The 16,419-nt window shown below is 35.3% G+C and carries 10 protein-coding genes and 1 CRISPR repeat array; of the genes, 5 read left to right on the top strand and 5 right to left on the bottom strand.

Annotated features, from left to right (window positions below; all coding sequences use genetic code 11):
* Positions 1-10 precede the first annotated feature (10 nt).
* Positions 11-775, bottom strand: a complete 765-nt coding sequence (locus VB264_RS03775) for an SDR family NAD(P)-dependent oxidoreductase (RefSeq protein WP_323246893.1) — start codon at positions 773-775, stop codon at positions 11-13.
* A gap of 215 nt (positions 776-990) precedes the next feature.
* Positions 991-2,661, bottom strand: coding sequence for an amidohydrolase (locus tag VB264_RS03770; protein ID WP_323246892.1), 1,671 nt, complete (start codon positions 2,659-2,661; stop codon positions 991-993).
* A gap of 335 nt (positions 2,662-2,996) precedes the next feature.
* Here VB264_RS03770 and VB264_RS03765 point away from each other — a divergent pair, with 335 nt between their 5' ends.
* Positions 2,997-3,767 (top strand): DUF475 domain-containing protein, encoded by a 771-nt coding sequence (locus VB264_RS03765; protein WP_323246890.1) that lies wholly within the window; start codon positions 2,997-2,999, stop codon positions 3,765-3,767.
* 124 nt (positions 3,768-3,891) lie between these two features.
* Positions 3,892-8,461: direct repeats of the CRISPR family, unit length 29 nt; unit sequence GTTTCAATTCCACTTGGTACGATTAAAAG.
* 268 nt (positions 8,462-8,729) lie between these two features.
* On the opposite strand, the gene VB264_RS03760 is transcribed toward VB264_RS03765, so the two are convergent.
* The 3 genes from VB264_RS03760 to VB264_RS03750 form a co-directional block, all read right to left on the bottom strand.
* The gene (locus VB264_RS03760; protein WP_323246889.1) at positions 8,730-10,052 is read right to left on the bottom strand and encodes a DEAD/DEAH box helicase; all 1,323 of its coding nucleotides are present in this window, start codon (positions 10,050-10,052) and stop codon (positions 8,730-8,732) included.
* Positions 10,053-10,347: 295 nt separating this feature from the next.
* The gene (locus VB264_RS03755; protein ID WP_323246887.1) at positions 10,348-12,072 is read right to left on the bottom strand and encodes a GMC family oxidoreductase; all 1,725 of its coding nucleotides are present in this window, start codon (positions 12,070-12,072) and stop codon (positions 10,348-10,350) included.
* A 55-nt stretch (positions 12,073-12,127) separates the two neighbouring features.
* Positions 12,128-12,676, bottom strand: coding sequence for a gluconate 2-dehydrogenase subunit 3 family protein (locus tag VB264_RS03750; RefSeq protein WP_309916031.1), 549 nt, complete (start codon positions 12,674-12,676; stop codon positions 12,128-12,130).
* A gap of 355 nt (positions 12,677-13,031) precedes the next feature.
* Between VB264_RS03750 and VB264_RS03745 the strand changes: the two genes are divergently transcribed.
* The 4 genes from VB264_RS03745 (at position 13,032) to VB264_RS03730 (ending at position 16,383) form a co-directional block, all read left to right on the top strand.
* Positions 13,032-13,565, top strand: a complete 534-nt coding sequence (locus tag VB264_RS03745; protein ID WP_323246884.1) for a 30S ribosomal protein S16 — start codon at positions 13,032-13,034, stop codon at positions 13,563-13,565.
* A gap of 143 nt (positions 13,566-13,708) precedes the next feature.
* Complete coding sequence (gene rimM / locus VB264_RS03740) at positions 13,709-14,236, top strand: ribosome maturation factor RimM (RefSeq protein ID WP_323246882.1); 528 nt, start codon at positions 13,709-13,711, stop codon at positions 14,234-14,236.
* Between the two features lie 15 nt (positions 14,237-14,251).
* Positions 14,252-14,938, top strand: a complete 687-nt coding sequence (trmD, locus tag VB264_RS03735) for a tRNA (guanosine(37)-N1)-methyltransferase TrmD (RefSeq protein WP_323246881.1) — start codon at positions 14,252-14,254, stop codon at positions 14,936-14,938.
* A gap of 449 nt (positions 14,939-15,387) precedes the next feature.
* A complete protein-coding gene (locus VB264_RS03730) occupies positions 15,388-16,383 on the top strand; it encodes a glycosyltransferase family 2 protein (RefSeq protein ID WP_323246880.1) in 996 nt (331 codons plus the stop codon).
* Positions 16,384-16,419 lie beyond the last annotated feature (36 nt).

Raw genomic sequence — 16,419 nt, 5'->3', positions numbered from 1 at the left:
TGTTTAAAATTTAGTTGTTTAATCTAATAAATCCACCATCAATTGGGTAATCAGAGCCAGTAACGAAGCCAGCTTCATCCGAACATAAATATAGTGCAAGAAAAGCAATTTCTGATGGTTTAGCCATTCTTCCTATGGGCTGAGTAGCCGAAAGTTTCTCAAACATTTCCTCAATATTATTCGGATAGTTCTTTGCTAAAAAGCCATCTACAAAAGGAGTATGAACACGGGCAGGAGAAATGCAGTTACAACGTATATTCTCTTTGATGTAATCTTTGGCAATAGATAATGTCATGGTAAGAATGGCACCTTTCGACATTGAATAAGCAAAACGATCGGCAATGCCTACAGATGACGCTACAGAAGCCATGTTTAATATTACCCCTCCTTTGTTTTCCTTCATCATCGGAACGGCAACGTATAAACAATTGTAAGCTCCTTTTACATTTACATTATAAATTCTATCGAAATCTTCTTCTGAAGTTTTTTCGAGGTTACCCACATGTGCAATACCAGCGTTGTTTATCAAAATATCAACGCGACCGATACTCGCAAAAACTGTTTTAACAGCCTCTTGACTCGTTACATTACAAGCATAAGCATTAGCTTTTCCTCCTTCTGCACGAATTTCGTCAACAGTCTCTTGCGCAGCTGTTTCATTGAGTTCTAAAATATTTACTTCTGCTCCTTGTTTAGCAAATAATAATGAGATTGCGCGACCAATTCCTGAACCTCCACCTGTTATTACGACTGACTTGTTAATTAATGAAAACATTGTTTTGATTTTTTTCTTGATTGTTTAGTCCTTTGTATGAAAAAAGTAATCAGGATATATAAGTAGTTTATTAAGGAAACATACCCTAAATTTTTAAAAATATTATTCATAAAATAAAAATAGACGGCAGAAATAGCCGTCTATCTATGTTAAAACCCTAATTGACAAATCAAATTGTATCAATTAGGTTAAAATTATTTAATATTTTTTTCATTTTAATTTCCTCCACTCTTTACGCTACTCTTGTTCTCTTCCGTTGGCGTTTTTCTGATAGTTGGATAGGTAATTCCTAACTGTTCCATGTATGTTTTATATTTCGATGGGTCGTAATATAATTTCTTCATTTCTGGTCTAAACTTAGCCATTATCTGCTGATTAAGATTAATAGCAGGCTTATCGTTTGGTGAAATCAATGGTTCATATTTTACATCCTTCGTTTGCTCGTTTTTATAATAATCCCATGCTTTGGTTAATAAATCAGGTTTTACTAACATATCTAACAAAGTTAATGCTTCTACTTTCGCACCTGCCGTTACACCCTTGTGTGCAATCGGTGTAGCCATGCTAATAGCATTTGCCCAATGATGCCCCGGTAATCCAGGAATATTAGAAGGATAACGCAAGACTACAGTCGGCAAATTCCATGAAATATCAGCAATATCATCCGAACCACCACCCATACTTACCAAGACAGGCTCGATGGTAGTATCTATTTTCATCGCTAAACCTTTTTTCTCGGGCGACTTTAATTCTGCTTGTAATGAAGTCGCTAACAATTGGTCTTCCTCACTCCATTTAGGTAAACCTACTTTTTTGATGTGTTCAAAAACATTTTCTGCAATAGGTTTATTAAAGTGTCCGGGCCAAGCACTACCCAATACCTCGTAAGTCATCGTAGTACCCGTCATCATCGTTGCTCCTTTGGCAATTGCTACGCCTGCTTCATACAACTCCTTAATTTTCGGATATGTTCTTTCACGGAAGTAATACCATACAGATGCTTTTGAAGGCACAACATTGGGTTGGTCTCCCCCATCTACAATGACATAATGCGAGCGTTGAGAAGGATATAAATGTTCTCTTTTGAAATTCCATCCAATATTCATTAATTCAACTGCATCCAAAGCACTTTTCCCTCTCCAAGGTGCACCCGCTGCATGAGCAGCCTCACCTTCAAAATTGAATTTTACAGAAACCAATCCATTATTTCCTGCATCACCCCATTGTACGCCTAAATTATTCGCTACGTGCGTAAATATACAAGCATCAATATCTTTGAAATGACCATCACGTACAAAAATAGCTTTCGTTCCCACTAATTCTTCTGCCACACCCGGCCATAGCACTAATGTACCTGCGATTTTCTCACGCTCCATAATTTTTTTAATCACCAAAGCGGCAGTGATATTAAGTGCCTGACCAGAATTATGACCTTCACCATGTCCGGGAGCACCATCAATAATTGGGTCATGATATGCTACTCCAGGCTTTTGAGAGGCCTTAGGAATACAGTCAATATCAGAGCCTAAAGCAATCACAGGCTTACCACTCCCCCATTTGGCAATCCATGCCGTTGGAATACCCGAAACACCCTTTTCGATGGTAAATCCTTCTTTTTCAAGAATGCTTGTTATATAATTAGAAGTTTCATATTCTTGGAAGCCAAGCTCGCCAAAACTGAAAATCATATCGACCATCTGCTGAGAAAACACTTGTTTCTTATCAATTTCCTCAATAATTTCTTTTTGTAATTTTTCTATTTTCTTGGCATCAATCAGTGTTGTTTCTAGTTTAGCTGCTACTTTTTTGGACTGAGCAACCACAGAAATTTGACTCACTAACAACAATAAAAGAAGGAAAGGTAAACAGTAAAAGGTTTTTTTCATGTTATTGATATTAAGATAGTTTAGTTGAATGAATTGTATTATCTAATTTGTTCAAATTTTCATTTCAAACAAAATATGAGCTTACTTATTTGTCAATAAAAATGATAACACCTAATAAAATAAGTACTCTTTAGCAACATTATAAGTAATTATAGCTAGAATGAACGACTATCAATGTTTAAAAGTAGCTGTTTTTTATTTCTCAAATATCTTCAGTTATTCTACTTGCCACTCTTAATCCTATATAACCAACCAAATTAATATTCTTATCAGCCTTCTCTTTTAGGCGTCAAAGTTTGTAACTTTGACATTCTTTTGAACACTAAACAGTTTTTATGGATTTTTTGCATCAGATTTTTGGAAATGATTTAGGGGCAGCAGCCTTAATAGTTGGTAATTTAATATTGATAGAAAGTCTTCTTTCGGTTGATAATGCAGCGGTACTCGCAACGATGGTAATGGATTTATCGCCAGAGAAACGAAAAAAAGCCCTTAAATATGGCATTTTTGGTGCATATTTTTTCAGAGGTATTTGTCTTTTATTCGCATCTTTTTTGGTAAAAGTTTGGTGGTTAAAGCCCATTGGTGGTTTATATCTATTATATCTTACTTATGATTATTTCAAAAAAGAAGCTACTCCATCAGAAAGCGATGATTTGCTAGACAAAAAAAGTAATTGGTTTTATCGCATGACCTTAGGAGCATTAGGACCTTTCTGGGCTACTGTTTTTTTGGTAGAAGTAATGGACTTAGCATTCTCTATCGACAATGTTTTTGCGGCAGTAGCTTTTACAGATAACCTATATTTAATCTGTATCGGAGTATTTATAGGCATTTTGGCGATGCGTTTTGTGGCACAAGCTTTTGTGAAGTTGATGGAAAAATATCCTTTCCTAGAAACAGCAGCATTTTTAGTGATTGGTGTACTTGGTTTAAAATTAACCTTATCGTTATTAACGCATTTCTTACCAGAAAACCCAATTGCTAAATTCTTAGAAAGTGAAGAAGCAGACGCTTATATCTCTGCCATTACAGTAGCAATTTTTGGAGTGCCTTTACTAACGTCTTATTTCTTCAATTATCCGCATCATGCTAGGAAGAAGTAATCTTCCTAGACTATAACAGATGGAGTAGTTTAGTTATACTCTATTCCATTTGTTTGCTACATTCAAAGTATTTCCTACCCTTTTCTTTTCCTCCTCAATCAATTTTATTGCTTTAACCTAATATTTTTCAATTCCACTTGGTACAATTAAAAGGGAAAGTAATCCGCCAATCATCCGTTTTTTCAGCACTGTTTCAATTCCACTTGGTACGATTAAAAGCAGATTTATCAGAAGTAATCACCATTCTATTAGCTGGGTTTCAATTCCACTTGGTACGATTAAAAGTGTAACGCCTAACTCGTCTAAATCTTTCAAACGGGGTTTCAATTCCACTTGGTACGATTAAAAGTAAATCTCTATTTATCTATACAGGAGAGGGAGCAATGTTTCAATTCCACTTGGTACGATTAAAAGAAGTAAAAGTTATTGGCAACATTGGTAGACAAATGTGTTTCAATTCCACTTGGTACGATTAAAAGGACTGAACCCTTCTATTTGTTTTAGTGGGATTGCAAGTTTCAATTCCACTTGGTACGATTAAAAGAGAATAATGGCAGTTAAAAGGCTTCAAGTAAATGTGTTTCAATTCCACTTGGTACGATTAAAAGGCTAAAACTGTTACTATATGCCAGTATATCGCTATGTTTCAATTCCACTTGGTACGATTAAAAGCAAAGATAAGGAGTATAGAAAATCACAAAAAAAATAGTTTCAATTCCACTTGGTACGATTAAAAGAGTACCTCCCTTTAGACTTGTCAGACCTTCCCACGTGTTTCAATTCCACTTGGTACGATTAAAAGTTACTTTTGTATCTAAACCTATTACTCCATTTACCTGTTTCAATTCCACTTGGTACGATTAAAAGAGTAATGAAGATGGTGATAATTTAGGTACTCTTTAGTTTCAATTCCACTTGGTACGATTAAAAGCAGAATCTGTTGTATCACTTTGTTTCCAGTTTAATGTTTCAATTCCACTTGGTACGATTAAAAGAAGGTGAAAACTATTGGTGTAATGTTTTCCCGCCACCGTTTCAATTCCACTTGGTACGATTAAAAGGGAATCGCCTCAGCGAGTGCCTTATTTGCAAGGGCAGTTTCAATTCCACTTGGTACGATTAAAAGTGAATTTATCTAGCAATTCAAAAGGCACTTGCAAAGTTTCAATTCCACTTGGTACGATTAAAAGGTACATACTTCCATCTTCCTCATATTTGTAGCACGGTTTCAATTCCACTTGGTACGATTAAAAGAGTCTAGGGGTTTGTTTAAACTCGTAATCTTGATAAGTTTCAATTCCACTTGGTACGATTAAAAGCAGAATCCTCAGCGCTCAATAATCTGTACATATAGTTTCAATTCCACTTGGTACGATTAAAAGTTTGGCAGAGTTTGGGAATTAATCGCCTTCAAATTCAGTTTCAATTCCACTTGGTACGATTAAAAGCAAGGCGGTTGAATGCTTTGCGTGTAGCCTATCTCTGTTTCAATTCCACTTGGTACGATTAAAAGGGCTACACCAATAGAACCGACAAGGTTATCAGGGCTGTTTCAATTCCACTTGGTACGATTAAAAGAATAAAAGAAGATGCAAGGAAAAAGCTTGCAGAACTGTTTCAATTCCACTTGGTACGATTAAAAGAAGAATATCTTTGGGGTCTTTTTCTTGTGTTTGCTCGTTTCAATTCCACTTGGTACGATTAAAAGGATAATAATATCGGCTTTCTCATCAACGGGTATTTCTGTTTCAATTCCACTTGGTACGATTAAAAGCATAAGAAACTCTCACCCGCTCCTTCATTTCTTCCGTTTCAATTCCACTTGGTACGATTAAAAGAACAAATTGTTTACTTTGCTGTTTGTTGGCCTGAACTGTTTCAATTCCACTTGGTACGATTAAAAGCAAAGCGATTTAGGTAATATTACAGATGTTACCATAAAGTTTCAATTCCACTTGGTACGATTAAAAGGATGAATTTAGAATTAAAAAAACCTCTTGCATTCCTGTTTCAATTCCACTTGGTACGATTAAAAGTTTATCGTTAAGCATTTTATTAGCTGTAGATCTTCTGTTTCAATTCCACTTGGTACGATTAAAAGAAGCCACGGAGCTGTACTAACAGCAGTCTATCATGAGTTTCAATTCCACTTGGTACGATTAAAAGTATACCAAAGCGGTATCTACAGAACAGTTATCTACGTTTCAATTCCACTTGGTACGATTAAAAGCACAATTGCAGCCGAGGACGAACGCCTAATTATGCCGTTTCAATTCCACTTGGTACGATTAAAAGAGGAAAAACACAAGTAAGATTTACTAGAATTGCTAGGTTTCAATTCCACTTGGTACGATTAAAAGTTGGTGTTGGACATTTGGTGTAGTAATATTAACGAGTTTCAATTCCACTTGGTACGATTAAAAGAAGGCAGCAATTTCCTTTTTGTCAGTACTTGCTTCGTTTCAATTCCACTTGGTACGATTAAAAGTTGTTAGAGCAGCTTCAGGCATTGTTACTGCTCCAAGTTTCAATTCCACTTGGTACGATTAAAAGTGGAAATTAAGTTTACTTTCTATTCGCTAACTGGGTTTCAATTCCACTTGGTACGATTAAAAGAGCAATGGAAAGCAACATCCACGCAATACGATTGGAAGTTTCAATTCCACTTGGTACGATTAAAAGTTTTTACACGGGAATTGGTCAACATACTAACATTTTGTTTCAATTCCACTTGGTACGATTAAAAGGTTGCTTTCTTCAAGTTCCTTCTTTTTAAAGAATAAGTTTCAATTCCACTTGGTACGATTAAAAGTAAAATGTGAAATGTTTTCACCTATGAAAGGTGAGTTTCAATTCCACTTGGTACGATTAAAAGTTCATATCGTCGGTATAACTCATTAAAACGGTGTACAGGTTTCAATTCCACTTGGTACGATTAAAAGAATCAAGTTAAAGGGGCTTATTTACCGTCGAAAGTCGTTTCAATTCCACTTGGTACGATTAAAAGAGTGGCTACAAAAGTAAAGCGTAGCCCAAATCCAGAGTTTCAATTCCACTTGGTACGATTAAAAGTTTGGAGGGGGGACACCTCAGAACCCTTTTGAGTTGTTTCAATTCCACTTGGTACGATTAAAAGTTTGCCATCAAAACAAGTTCACCACGATAATTATCGTTTCAATTCCACTTGGTACGATTAAAAGTAAGTGTCGTATCATGAACATAAGTATCAATGCCCCGTTTCAATTCCACTTGGTACGATTAAAAGAGTTTTGTCCGTACAGGTGAACGGCTTGCTGAGTAATGTTTCAATTCCACTTGGTACGATTAAAAGTTTTCTCTAAGTCGGTATAAGTCCCAGTAAATGGTTGTTTCAATTCCACTTGGTACGATTAAAAGCTAGTGTATGCTCCGTATTTCTATCAGGCGTATATTTATGTTTCAATTCCACTTGGTACGATTAAAAGTCACACTGGAAAACTATTTCTTCATTATCATACCAGTTTCAATTCCACTTGGTACGATTAAAAGTTTTCAATCGGGATAGGGCTATATAATTATATTTCGTTTCAATTCCACTTGGTACGATTAAAAGCTTGTTGGTATTCCGATTAGTGGTGTACCGCTGTAGTTTCAATTCCACTTGGTACGATTAAAAGAAAAACGGTTCAGATGATTTCTTTCAATACGTAGAAAGTTTCAATTCCACTTGGTACGATTAAAAGTGCGAAGAATGCGGAGTAAGTTTAAGAGCATCAAAAAGTTTCAATTCCACTTGGTACGATTAAAAGTACCAGGGGAAATTAACCTTAAACTATTTAACTAGTTTCAATTCCACTTGGTACGATTAAAAGAAAGGTAAGTCTGTAAAATCTGCAACCAAATCAGGAGTTTCAATTCCACTTGGTACGATTAAAAGATTTTACCGAAATGTAAACGAAATTACACTGAAAGTTTCAATTCCACTTGGTACGATTAAAAGCAAAAGCATTCGTGGGACTAGATGAAGCCATGATGTTTCAATTCCACTTGGTACGATTAAAAGAACAACTGGTAAGTATATTAATTTTGCTGGAACTGGGTTTCAATTCCACTTGGTACGATTAAAAGGAGCTAAAAAGTTCAATTTTAGGGGGAGTCCTAAGCTGTTTCAATTCCACTTGGTACGATTAAAAGGTTAAGGATATCGTTAACATCGTATTGGTCTCTAAGTTTCAATTCCACTTGGTACGATTAAAAGGATGAGCAGCTTAATTTGTACAATACTAAAACATCCAAGTTTCAATTCCACTTGGTACGATTAAAAGTATTATAACGAGTGGGACGGTGCAATTAGCAGGGGAGTTTCAATTCCACTTGGTACGATTAAAAGAAGCTTTAAAAGACGTTGAAAGAATTCAGCTTGAAAGTTTCAATTCCACTTGGTACGATTAAAAGAGAAGATGACGACGATAAATAGGAAAGTATTTTTTGAGTTTCAATTCCACTTGGTACGATTAAAAGGCCGATACTCTTAATCCGCATCATGTCAAAAAATCGTTTCAATTCCACTTGGTACGATTAAAAGTAAAAAAATAATATATTTTCATTTTGATATTTTTTGTTTCAATTCCACTTGGTACGATTAAAAGTACAACAAGAAAAGCCAGGCGTACAAATATATCCTGAGTTTCAATTCCACTTGGTACGATTAAAAGCCGTTTAAAAAATGGCTATTTTAGCTTAATTTAGCACTTTTTATCCATAAAGTTTGCTTTTAAAATCGTCTACCTATAATAATAGTTTTTAACTCGTACTTCGACGACCATTGATTATCAATCATTTGCTCTAAACATTCCCATTTTATCAAAAAAAATATATAAAATAAATCTATCGTTGCTATAATCGACGATTATCGTCCTTTATTAAAACGTTCTTTATCTTACATATTTTCTATATAAACCTTTCGATGATTACTTCAACAAATTATTCTCTCTTCTTATAAGCCCTGCCATATTTCTTTTTCATTTCCGCAGCATGGTTTCTTCTTACGTTTACTTTGCTGTTTTTCTCTGATTTTTCATGAAATGCCGCACCACCTTCTTCTTTTTTAGGAGCTTTCACTTGAATGGTTTTCATGGTTACTCTTTCAGTTTCCGCAGGCAAAATTTTCGTTGATAATACCAATTCCTCTGGCAATCCTTGCTGAGGAATCAAATAATTCATCAGGTTTTCTATCTCTGAAAGATATTCTTTCTCTTTCTCAACCACAAACGATATCGCTATGCCTTTACGCTCTTTTCGCCCTGTTCTACCTATACGGTGTATGTAGTTTTGTGGCGTTTCTGGTAAGTCAAAATTTATTACATGGGTTACTTCTGCTACGTCTAACCCTCTGGCAATAATATCTGTAGCAATTAATACTCTACACTCTCCAGATTGAAATTTATCTACACTATCAAAACGATGTTTCTGAGCTTTATTCGAGTGAATTACTCCTACTGCTTCTCCATATACGGGACTAACCTCCTCAAATAGTACATCAGCTAAGTGTTTGGTTGAAACAAAGACTAATACTTTTGTCATTGTCTCGTCTTTGGCTAATAACAAATTCAAGAAATTCACTTTTGAGTAAAAGTTGGGTACTTCGTAATAAGATTGGCTAATATTTTCAAGAGGCGTACCTACAGGAGTAGCTTCTACCCTTACTGGACTATTGAAATAGTCTTCTATCAACTGTTCTACTTCTTCATTAAGGGTAGCAGAGAAAAGTAAATTTTGTCTTCTTTGAGGCAATTTGCCAAAAACAATCTTTAACTGTGCTCTGAAACCTAAATTCAACATTTCATCAAATTCATCAATCACTAATTTCTTGACTGCTTTACCTGAAAAGGCACCTACGGAAATTAAATCTACTAATCTTCCGGGAGTTGCCACTAATATATCTGCTCCTTCTAACAATTCTGCTACTTGCAATTTTGTATTTACGCCTCCATAAACGCCTAATACCTTAAAGCTCATGTAGGTCAATAACTTCTGAGCTTCTTCTACTATTTGTACTACCAACTCGCGAGTAGGCACAATGATTACTAATTGTGGGTCTTTTTCTTTTGAAAATTTCAACTGACGAAGGCATGGCAATAAATAGGCATACGTTTTTCCTGTTCCTGTTTGTGCTATTCCACATACATCTTTCCCTGACATTACTACAGAAAAAACTTTTTCTTGGATAGCTGTTGGTGAAGTAAAGCCCAAATCCTCAAGGGCGTTAAGTAATTGTTTATTAAGATTTAATTCTTCGAAAGTCATGACTATAAATTGATTATTACTACAAAGGTAGCTTTTATCTTTCTGAAAGATAAATTAATAGCCCATAATCGTCTGTTTATTAAGTAGATTAGTCATTGAGGTATAGGTTTAAAGTTAGCTTTCGGTCGTCAGATTTCAGCTTTCGGATGATAGATTAGTCATTAAGGGATAGATTTAAAGTAGTTGATAAATTAAGAATACTCAAAACAAAAAGTCCCCAGTTACTTAAAACTGAGGACTTTTAATCATTTGCTGAAAACTAAAACTTCGATTTACAAAGCCCTATAGTTCACAATTATTTCAACTCACCTTTTTTCAAAGCATCAACGGCATAAGCGGCTGCTCTTGCTGTTAAAGCCATATAAGTAAGCGATGGGTTGACGCATGAAGCCGAAGTCATGGCCGCACCGTCAGTTACAAAAACGTTATCAGCACCCCAAACTTGATTATTTTTGTTCAAAACAGAATTTTTAGCATCCGTTCCCATTCTGGCTGTTCCCATTTCATGGATACCGATTCCCAAGTGTTTAGTTTGGTCATCATAAGGAGTAACGTTTTTCAACCCTGCTTTTTCTAACATTTCTGCTGCATCGTTTTTCATATCGACACGCATTTTTAGTTCGTTGTCACCATAAGCTGCATCGAATACTAATAATGGCATTCCCCACTTATCTTTTTGGCTAGGGTCTAATGTCATTCTGTTTTCAGGATTTGGTATTACTTCACCAAAACCACCGATATTGAATGTCCATTTTCCTGGGTAACTCAATGCATCTTTAAAGTCTGCTCCTAAGCCTTCTTGACCAGCACCACGACCCCAATCTTCACGAGAAGCTCCGCCTTGGTAACCAAAACCACGTAAGTAATCACGTTTGTCAGTTCCCCAATTGCGGTATCTTGGTATATATATACCATTAGCACGACGACCATAGTAATAGTCATCTTCTAGTCCTTCAAATTCACCTCTTGCACCAACTGCCAAATGGTGGTCCATGATGTTACGACCTAGTTGGTCTGACTCATTTCCTAATCCATTTGGATGGCGTTTAGATTTTGAATTCAACATAATGCCAGTACTTCCGAAAGCAGAAGCATTCAAGAAAATGATTTTAGCAAAATATTCAATTGACTGTAAGGTATTTTGGTCAACTATTCTTACACCTATTGCTTTGCCTATTTTGTCATCATAAATAACCTCTTGAACGATAGCATCAGGGCGAAGTGTTAAATTTCTCGTTTTTACCGCTGCTGGAAGCGTTGATGACTGCGTAGAGAAATACCCTCCGTAAGGACAGCCCATCATACAACGGTTACGGAACTGACATTGCGAACGTCCTAAATCATAAGCAATTTTAGATTCTCCCGTTAAGTGTGCAGTACGCCCCATGATAAAGTGACGAGAAGAGAATTCCTTTTCAATTCTTTTCTTTAGTTCTTTCTCTAAAGCATTCATGTTCATCGCTGGTAAGTAATGGTCACCATGCGGTAACACATCAATACCATCCTTATTACCGCTGATACCTGCAAATTTCTCTACGTGGTCATACCAAGGAGCTAAATCTTTGTAACGAATTGGCCAATCGGTACCAAGACCTTCTTTAGCATTTGCTTCAAAATCCTTTTCATTTAAACGATATGATTGACGACCCCACATCAAAGAGCGACCGCCAACATGGTATCCACGAATCCAGTCGATTGGTTTTTTCTCAACAATTGGGTTTTCTTTATCATTTTCAAACATATCTCTCCAAGGTTCATTTACAGTATAACCTGTACGAACACCAATGAAATGCTCTTCCGCAGATTTATTATCTACTCTACCACGGTGTTCGAATTCCCATGGTGCTTTAGTAGCATTCGGATAGTCTTGAATATGTTTGATATCACGCCCTCTTTCAAGCATGATTACTTTTAAACCTTTTTCACACAATTCTTTGGCAGCCCAACCGCCTGATATTCCTGAGCCAACTACGATGGCATCGTAAGTATTTGCTTTATTTCCTGTTCCTGTAATTTCCACTTTGATATTGATTTGAAATTAATGAATTATTTGTGACATCTTTTCTAAAAAACAACTAGCTCATTGCCCAAGCTTTTTGTCCTTTTTCTAATTTAATGGGCTCATATTTACCCGGAACTTCCAAATATGCTAGTGCTTTTGTTGCACCTGGCTCAGAAGTAAAGTATCCCAAAATCGTCAAATCCTTCATTGTTTTCCAAAACTCAGAGCGCTCTTTTGCTGAATCTTCTGCTTTAATCAACGCTAATTTTTGTGCTGGTGTTGCTTTTGAAAATTCAGTACCATTGGCTTTTTTAGAATCCTCATCTAATTTAGTTAAGCCTGCAAAAAAAGCTTTTTGTTGGTCTTCTTTATAACAGTCCTTCACCATCATTTGGATAAACTCTGGTACTTTAGCATCAATTGCTCCTGGTGTTTGTGTACGGGGTAAAATAATCTCAGCAATTTCTGCAATCATTGCACTTTCCTCAGGCGAAAAACTTAGGGCTGTTGCTTCTGCCGAGCTGCTTGATTTACAGCCTTCCAAAACTGTTGCCAAAGTACTTGCCGAAAGGATTCCTCCCATCGCCAAAGCCATTTTAGCAATTGCGTCTCTTCTTTTCATGTATTTAATTTAAGTTTTGTTTATAATTCAGTATTGAACGTAAAATTACATTTATATTGCAAAAAATTGCATTATTATTTGCTAAACTACTTATTAGCCACCATGTAAGTCAGTGCAGTAATAAATAGTATGATAAAAAATCCAAATCAAAGTAAATTAAAAATAAATATCTTAAAAATACAATTATTTATTTTTAAGAAAATCGATTCTCAAGGCAATTGCATTCTTTTTAGTTATTCTAAAATATTTTGTCAATCAAATCATTGTAAAATCTTTAATTTTAACTATCTTTGCACTCCAATTTACAAATACCATAACCGAAGGACGGGTTCCTTCACTAAAACGTAAATAAAAAATGGCTGTTAAAATTAGATTAGCACGTCGTGGACGTAAAAAATTAGCGATGTACGACATCGTTATTGCTGACGCAAGAGCTCCACGTGACGGTAAATTCATTGAGAAAATCGGAACGTACAATCCAAACACAAACCCTGCTTCAATCAACTTGAACGAAGATAGCGCTTTGAAATGGGTTTTAAACGGTGCTCAACCAACAGATACTACTCGTGCAATTTTGTCATATAAAGGTATATTGTTGAAAAAACACTTGCAAGTGGGTGTTAACAAAGGTGCTATTTCTCAAGAAATTGCTGACTCTAAATTCAACGACTGGAAAACTAGCAAAGATTTAAAAATCACTGGTAAAACTGACGGTCTTGAAGCTACTAAAGCTGCTGATAAAGCTGCTCGTATGGCAAGAGAAACTGAAATCAATGCTGCTCGTGCTGCTGCAATTGCTAAGAAAAATACTGTTGAAGAAGAAGTTGTTGCAGAAGAAACTGAAGCTCCAGCGGCTGAAGGAGAAGCTACTACAGAATCTGCTGAGTAATTTTCCCAAAGAAATTTCCATAAAAATGATACAAAACTCTTTTGATAAGCTGTTTTGTATCATTTTTTATTTTAACACATTTGTTCATTTTATCAAAGCAAAATCAAGTGTCAAGCCATCAAGTTGATACTGAATATATACCAATGACTAAAGAAGATTGTTTTGAACTAGGGAAAATCACAAAAACTCACGGACTAAAAGGCGAAGTAATCCTTTGGTTGGATGTTGATTTTCCTGAAGATTATGAAGATTTAGAAAGCCTTTTCTTGGAAGTAAAAGGAGAATTGGTTCCTTATTTTATAGAATCATACCGACTATCGGGTAATCGTGCTATCGTGCATTTTGAAGATGTAGACTCTTTTGAAAAAGCAGAATTAATGATTAACCTACAGGCTTTTTTACCATTAGAAGAACTACCAGAACTGGATAGCGACCAATTCTATTACCATGAAATCATTGGCTTTCAGATAATTGACAAAAATCTAGGAAATTTAGGTACTGTACAAACTGTCCATTCAATGCAAGCGCAAGATTTGTTGGTGATGGATTACAAAGGCAAAGAAGTGTTGATTCCGGTAATTGATGAAATTGTATTGCAAGCGGAAAAAGCGCAAAAAATCCTTCATGTAAATTTACCAGAAGGGTTGTTAGAAGTGTATTTGGAAGATTAATTTCAAAAAACTACCATGCGAATAGATATTATTTCTGTAGTACCAAAATTGATGGAAAGCTTTTTTGCTCATTCAATTTTAAAACGTGGACAAGAGGCTGGTCATGTAGAAGTTGTTTTACATGATTTAAGAGATTACTCTCTTTCTAAACAACGTCAAGTAGATGATTATGCTTTTGGAGGCGGTGCTGGCATGGTAATGAGTGTCGAGCCGATTGCACGTTGTATCAGACATTTGCAAAGCGAAAGACATTACGATGAAGTGATTTACATGACGCCTGATGGTGAAACGTTCAACCAACAAACTGCTAATCAACTTTCGCTTCAAGGCAATCTGTTATTTCTTTGCGGACACTATAAAGGTGTTGACCAAAGGGTTAGAGATATGTTTATCACCAAAGAAATTTCTATCGGTGATTATGTACTTTCTGGTGGCGAATTAGCAGCAGCGGTTTGTGCTGACGCTATTATCCGATTGATTCCGGGGGTATTGAATGATGAAACTTCAGCCTTGACTGATTCCTTTCAAGATAATCTTTTAGCACCTCCAGTCTATACACGTCCTGCCGAATTTGAAGGCGTTGGCGTTCCTCCTGTCCTTTTATCTGGTCATGAAGCTAAGATAAATGAATGGAGATTCGAGCAATCTATTGAACGAACTAAGACTAGAAGACCAGATTTGTATGCAAAAAGCGGTCTATAGTGCAAAATAAGAGCGGTTTTAGGGCTATTTTTTGTCTAAATGATGAAAAGAGAGGCTAAAACCCAAAAAAATAAATATTTCTTACAAATAATTGTATTATATGTTTATTTATTTGGATTTTTTATTATTTTTGTAACGAAGAGAAAAACAAGAGGGTGAAGCAATTAAAATAGAAAAACAAAGACAATAACATTAAATAAAGTAAGGATTATATTTAGAAAGCCTGATGTCTGTGGCATCGGGCTTTTTTGTGTCCTTGGTTTTCCTCTTCTCTATTAATACTTATTTCGTTGCTTTAATCGTTTCAAGTGGAATTGAAACATTATATTTGTATTCATTTTTTTGAATGTAGTCCATAAGCAATCACTTTTGATTGATAAGATTAAAATTTATCTAATCTTATTTAATCAAAAATAATTTTATGAAAATTTTCAACAACCCAGTATCGCATGGATGTTTCGGTTATCATTATTAATTATAAGTCAGCAGAATTAACAGTTAATTGCATAAGCTCTATTAAAAAATTTACGCAGGATATTAATTATGAAGTAGTGGTGGTGGATAATGATTCTCAGGACGCTTCAGAAAGTATTATTAAATCTGTTCATCCAGAAATCGTTTGGGTTGCTAGTAAATATAATTCAGGTTTTTCAAGAGGGAATAACCAAGGAATATCCGTTGCCCAAGGTGATTATTTTTTATTATTAAATGCAGATACGCTCTTATTCGACAATGCTATCTTTAAAGCTTGGCAATTGCTTAAATCTCAACCAGAAGTTTCTGTCATTGGAGGTATTCAAGTAACGGCTGATTTAGTAAAAATGCCTTATTTCAGGAATAGGAATGAGTTTTTGAAATTCTTGATTATTGCTCCTAATTCTTTTAACAAATATTTAGACAAACTATTTCCCGAACCTCAATTTCAAGACCCTAACCAATCAGAATTATGTTGTGGAGCTTTTATGCTGATTGCTCGCAAAACAGTAGAAAAAGTAGGCAAAATGGATGAAGATTTCTTTATGTATGCCGAAGATTTCGAATGGGCTGGTAGGCTAAGAAAAGCAGGAAAAATATGTTGTTCAGAAGACATTAAATTTATTCACCTCGAAAAAGATTCGCCTTTTAGAAGAACTAATATTTCGCCTATCAACCGATTTGGCACACAAATGCAGGTTTCTAATTTATTGTGGATTCGGAAAGAATATGGTATAGGCTTTTATCTTTTACTTATTTTACATTATGTAACGCTGGCTATCTTCTTTTACTTATGGAAGATATCCGTGAATATTTCTAAGCTTAGAAATCCATTTTCTGAATTGAGAAGTCAGAAAATATTTGCTTTAAAAACATTGGTCTTTCTAAAGTTTTTCTGGAAGACTATCTTCAAAATCAAAGGCTTTTATAAAATTAAGCCCAGCGATAATATTGATTTAATATTTCGCTAAGCCTAATTTGAATGATATTTTCAACCGTGAACTAAA

It is taken from the genome of Arcicella aquatica (assembly GCF_034928825.1).
Lineage (GTDB): Bacteria > Bacteroidota > Bacteroidia > Cytophagales > Spirosomataceae > Arcicella > Arcicella aquatica.
This window is presented reverse-complemented; position numbering and strand designations above follow the sequence as displayed.

Bases quoted from the DNA above. Each gene is read 5' to 3' on its own strand.
- VB264_RS03730 (WP_323246880.1), top strand. From the start codon at position 15,388: ATGGATGTTTCGGTTATCATTATTAATTATAAGTCAGCAGAATTAACA.
- VB264_RS03760 (WP_323246889.1), bottom strand. From the start codon at position 10,052: ATGACTTTCGAAGAATTAAATCTTAATAAACAATTACTTAACGCCCTT.
- VB264_RS03765 (WP_323246890.1), top strand. From the start codon at position 2,997: ATGGATTTTTTGCATCAGATTTTTGGAAATGATTTAGGGGCAGCAGCC.
- VB264_RS03775 (WP_323246893.1), bottom strand. From the start codon at position 775: ATGTTTTCATTAATTAACAAGTCAGTCGTAATAACAGGTGGAGGTTCA.
- VB264_RS03745 (WP_323246884.1), top strand. From the start codon at position 13,032: ATGGCTGTTAAAATTAGATTAGCACGTCGTGGACGTAAAAAATTAGCG.
- rimM (WP_323246882.1), top strand. From the start codon at position 13,709: ATGACTAAAGAAGATTGTTTTGAACTAGGGAAAATCACAAAAACTCAC.
- VB264_RS03770 (WP_323246892.1), bottom strand. From the start codon at position 2,661: ATGAAAAAAACCTTTTACTGTTTACCTTTCCTTCTTTTATTGTTGTTA.
- trmD (WP_323246881.1), top strand. From the start codon at position 14,252: ATGCGAATAGATATTATTTCTGTAGTACCAAAATTGATGGAAAGCTTT.
- VB264_RS03750 (WP_309916031.1), bottom strand. From the start codon at position 12,676: ATGAAAAGAAGAGACGCAATTGCTAAAATGGCTTTGGCGATGGGAGGA.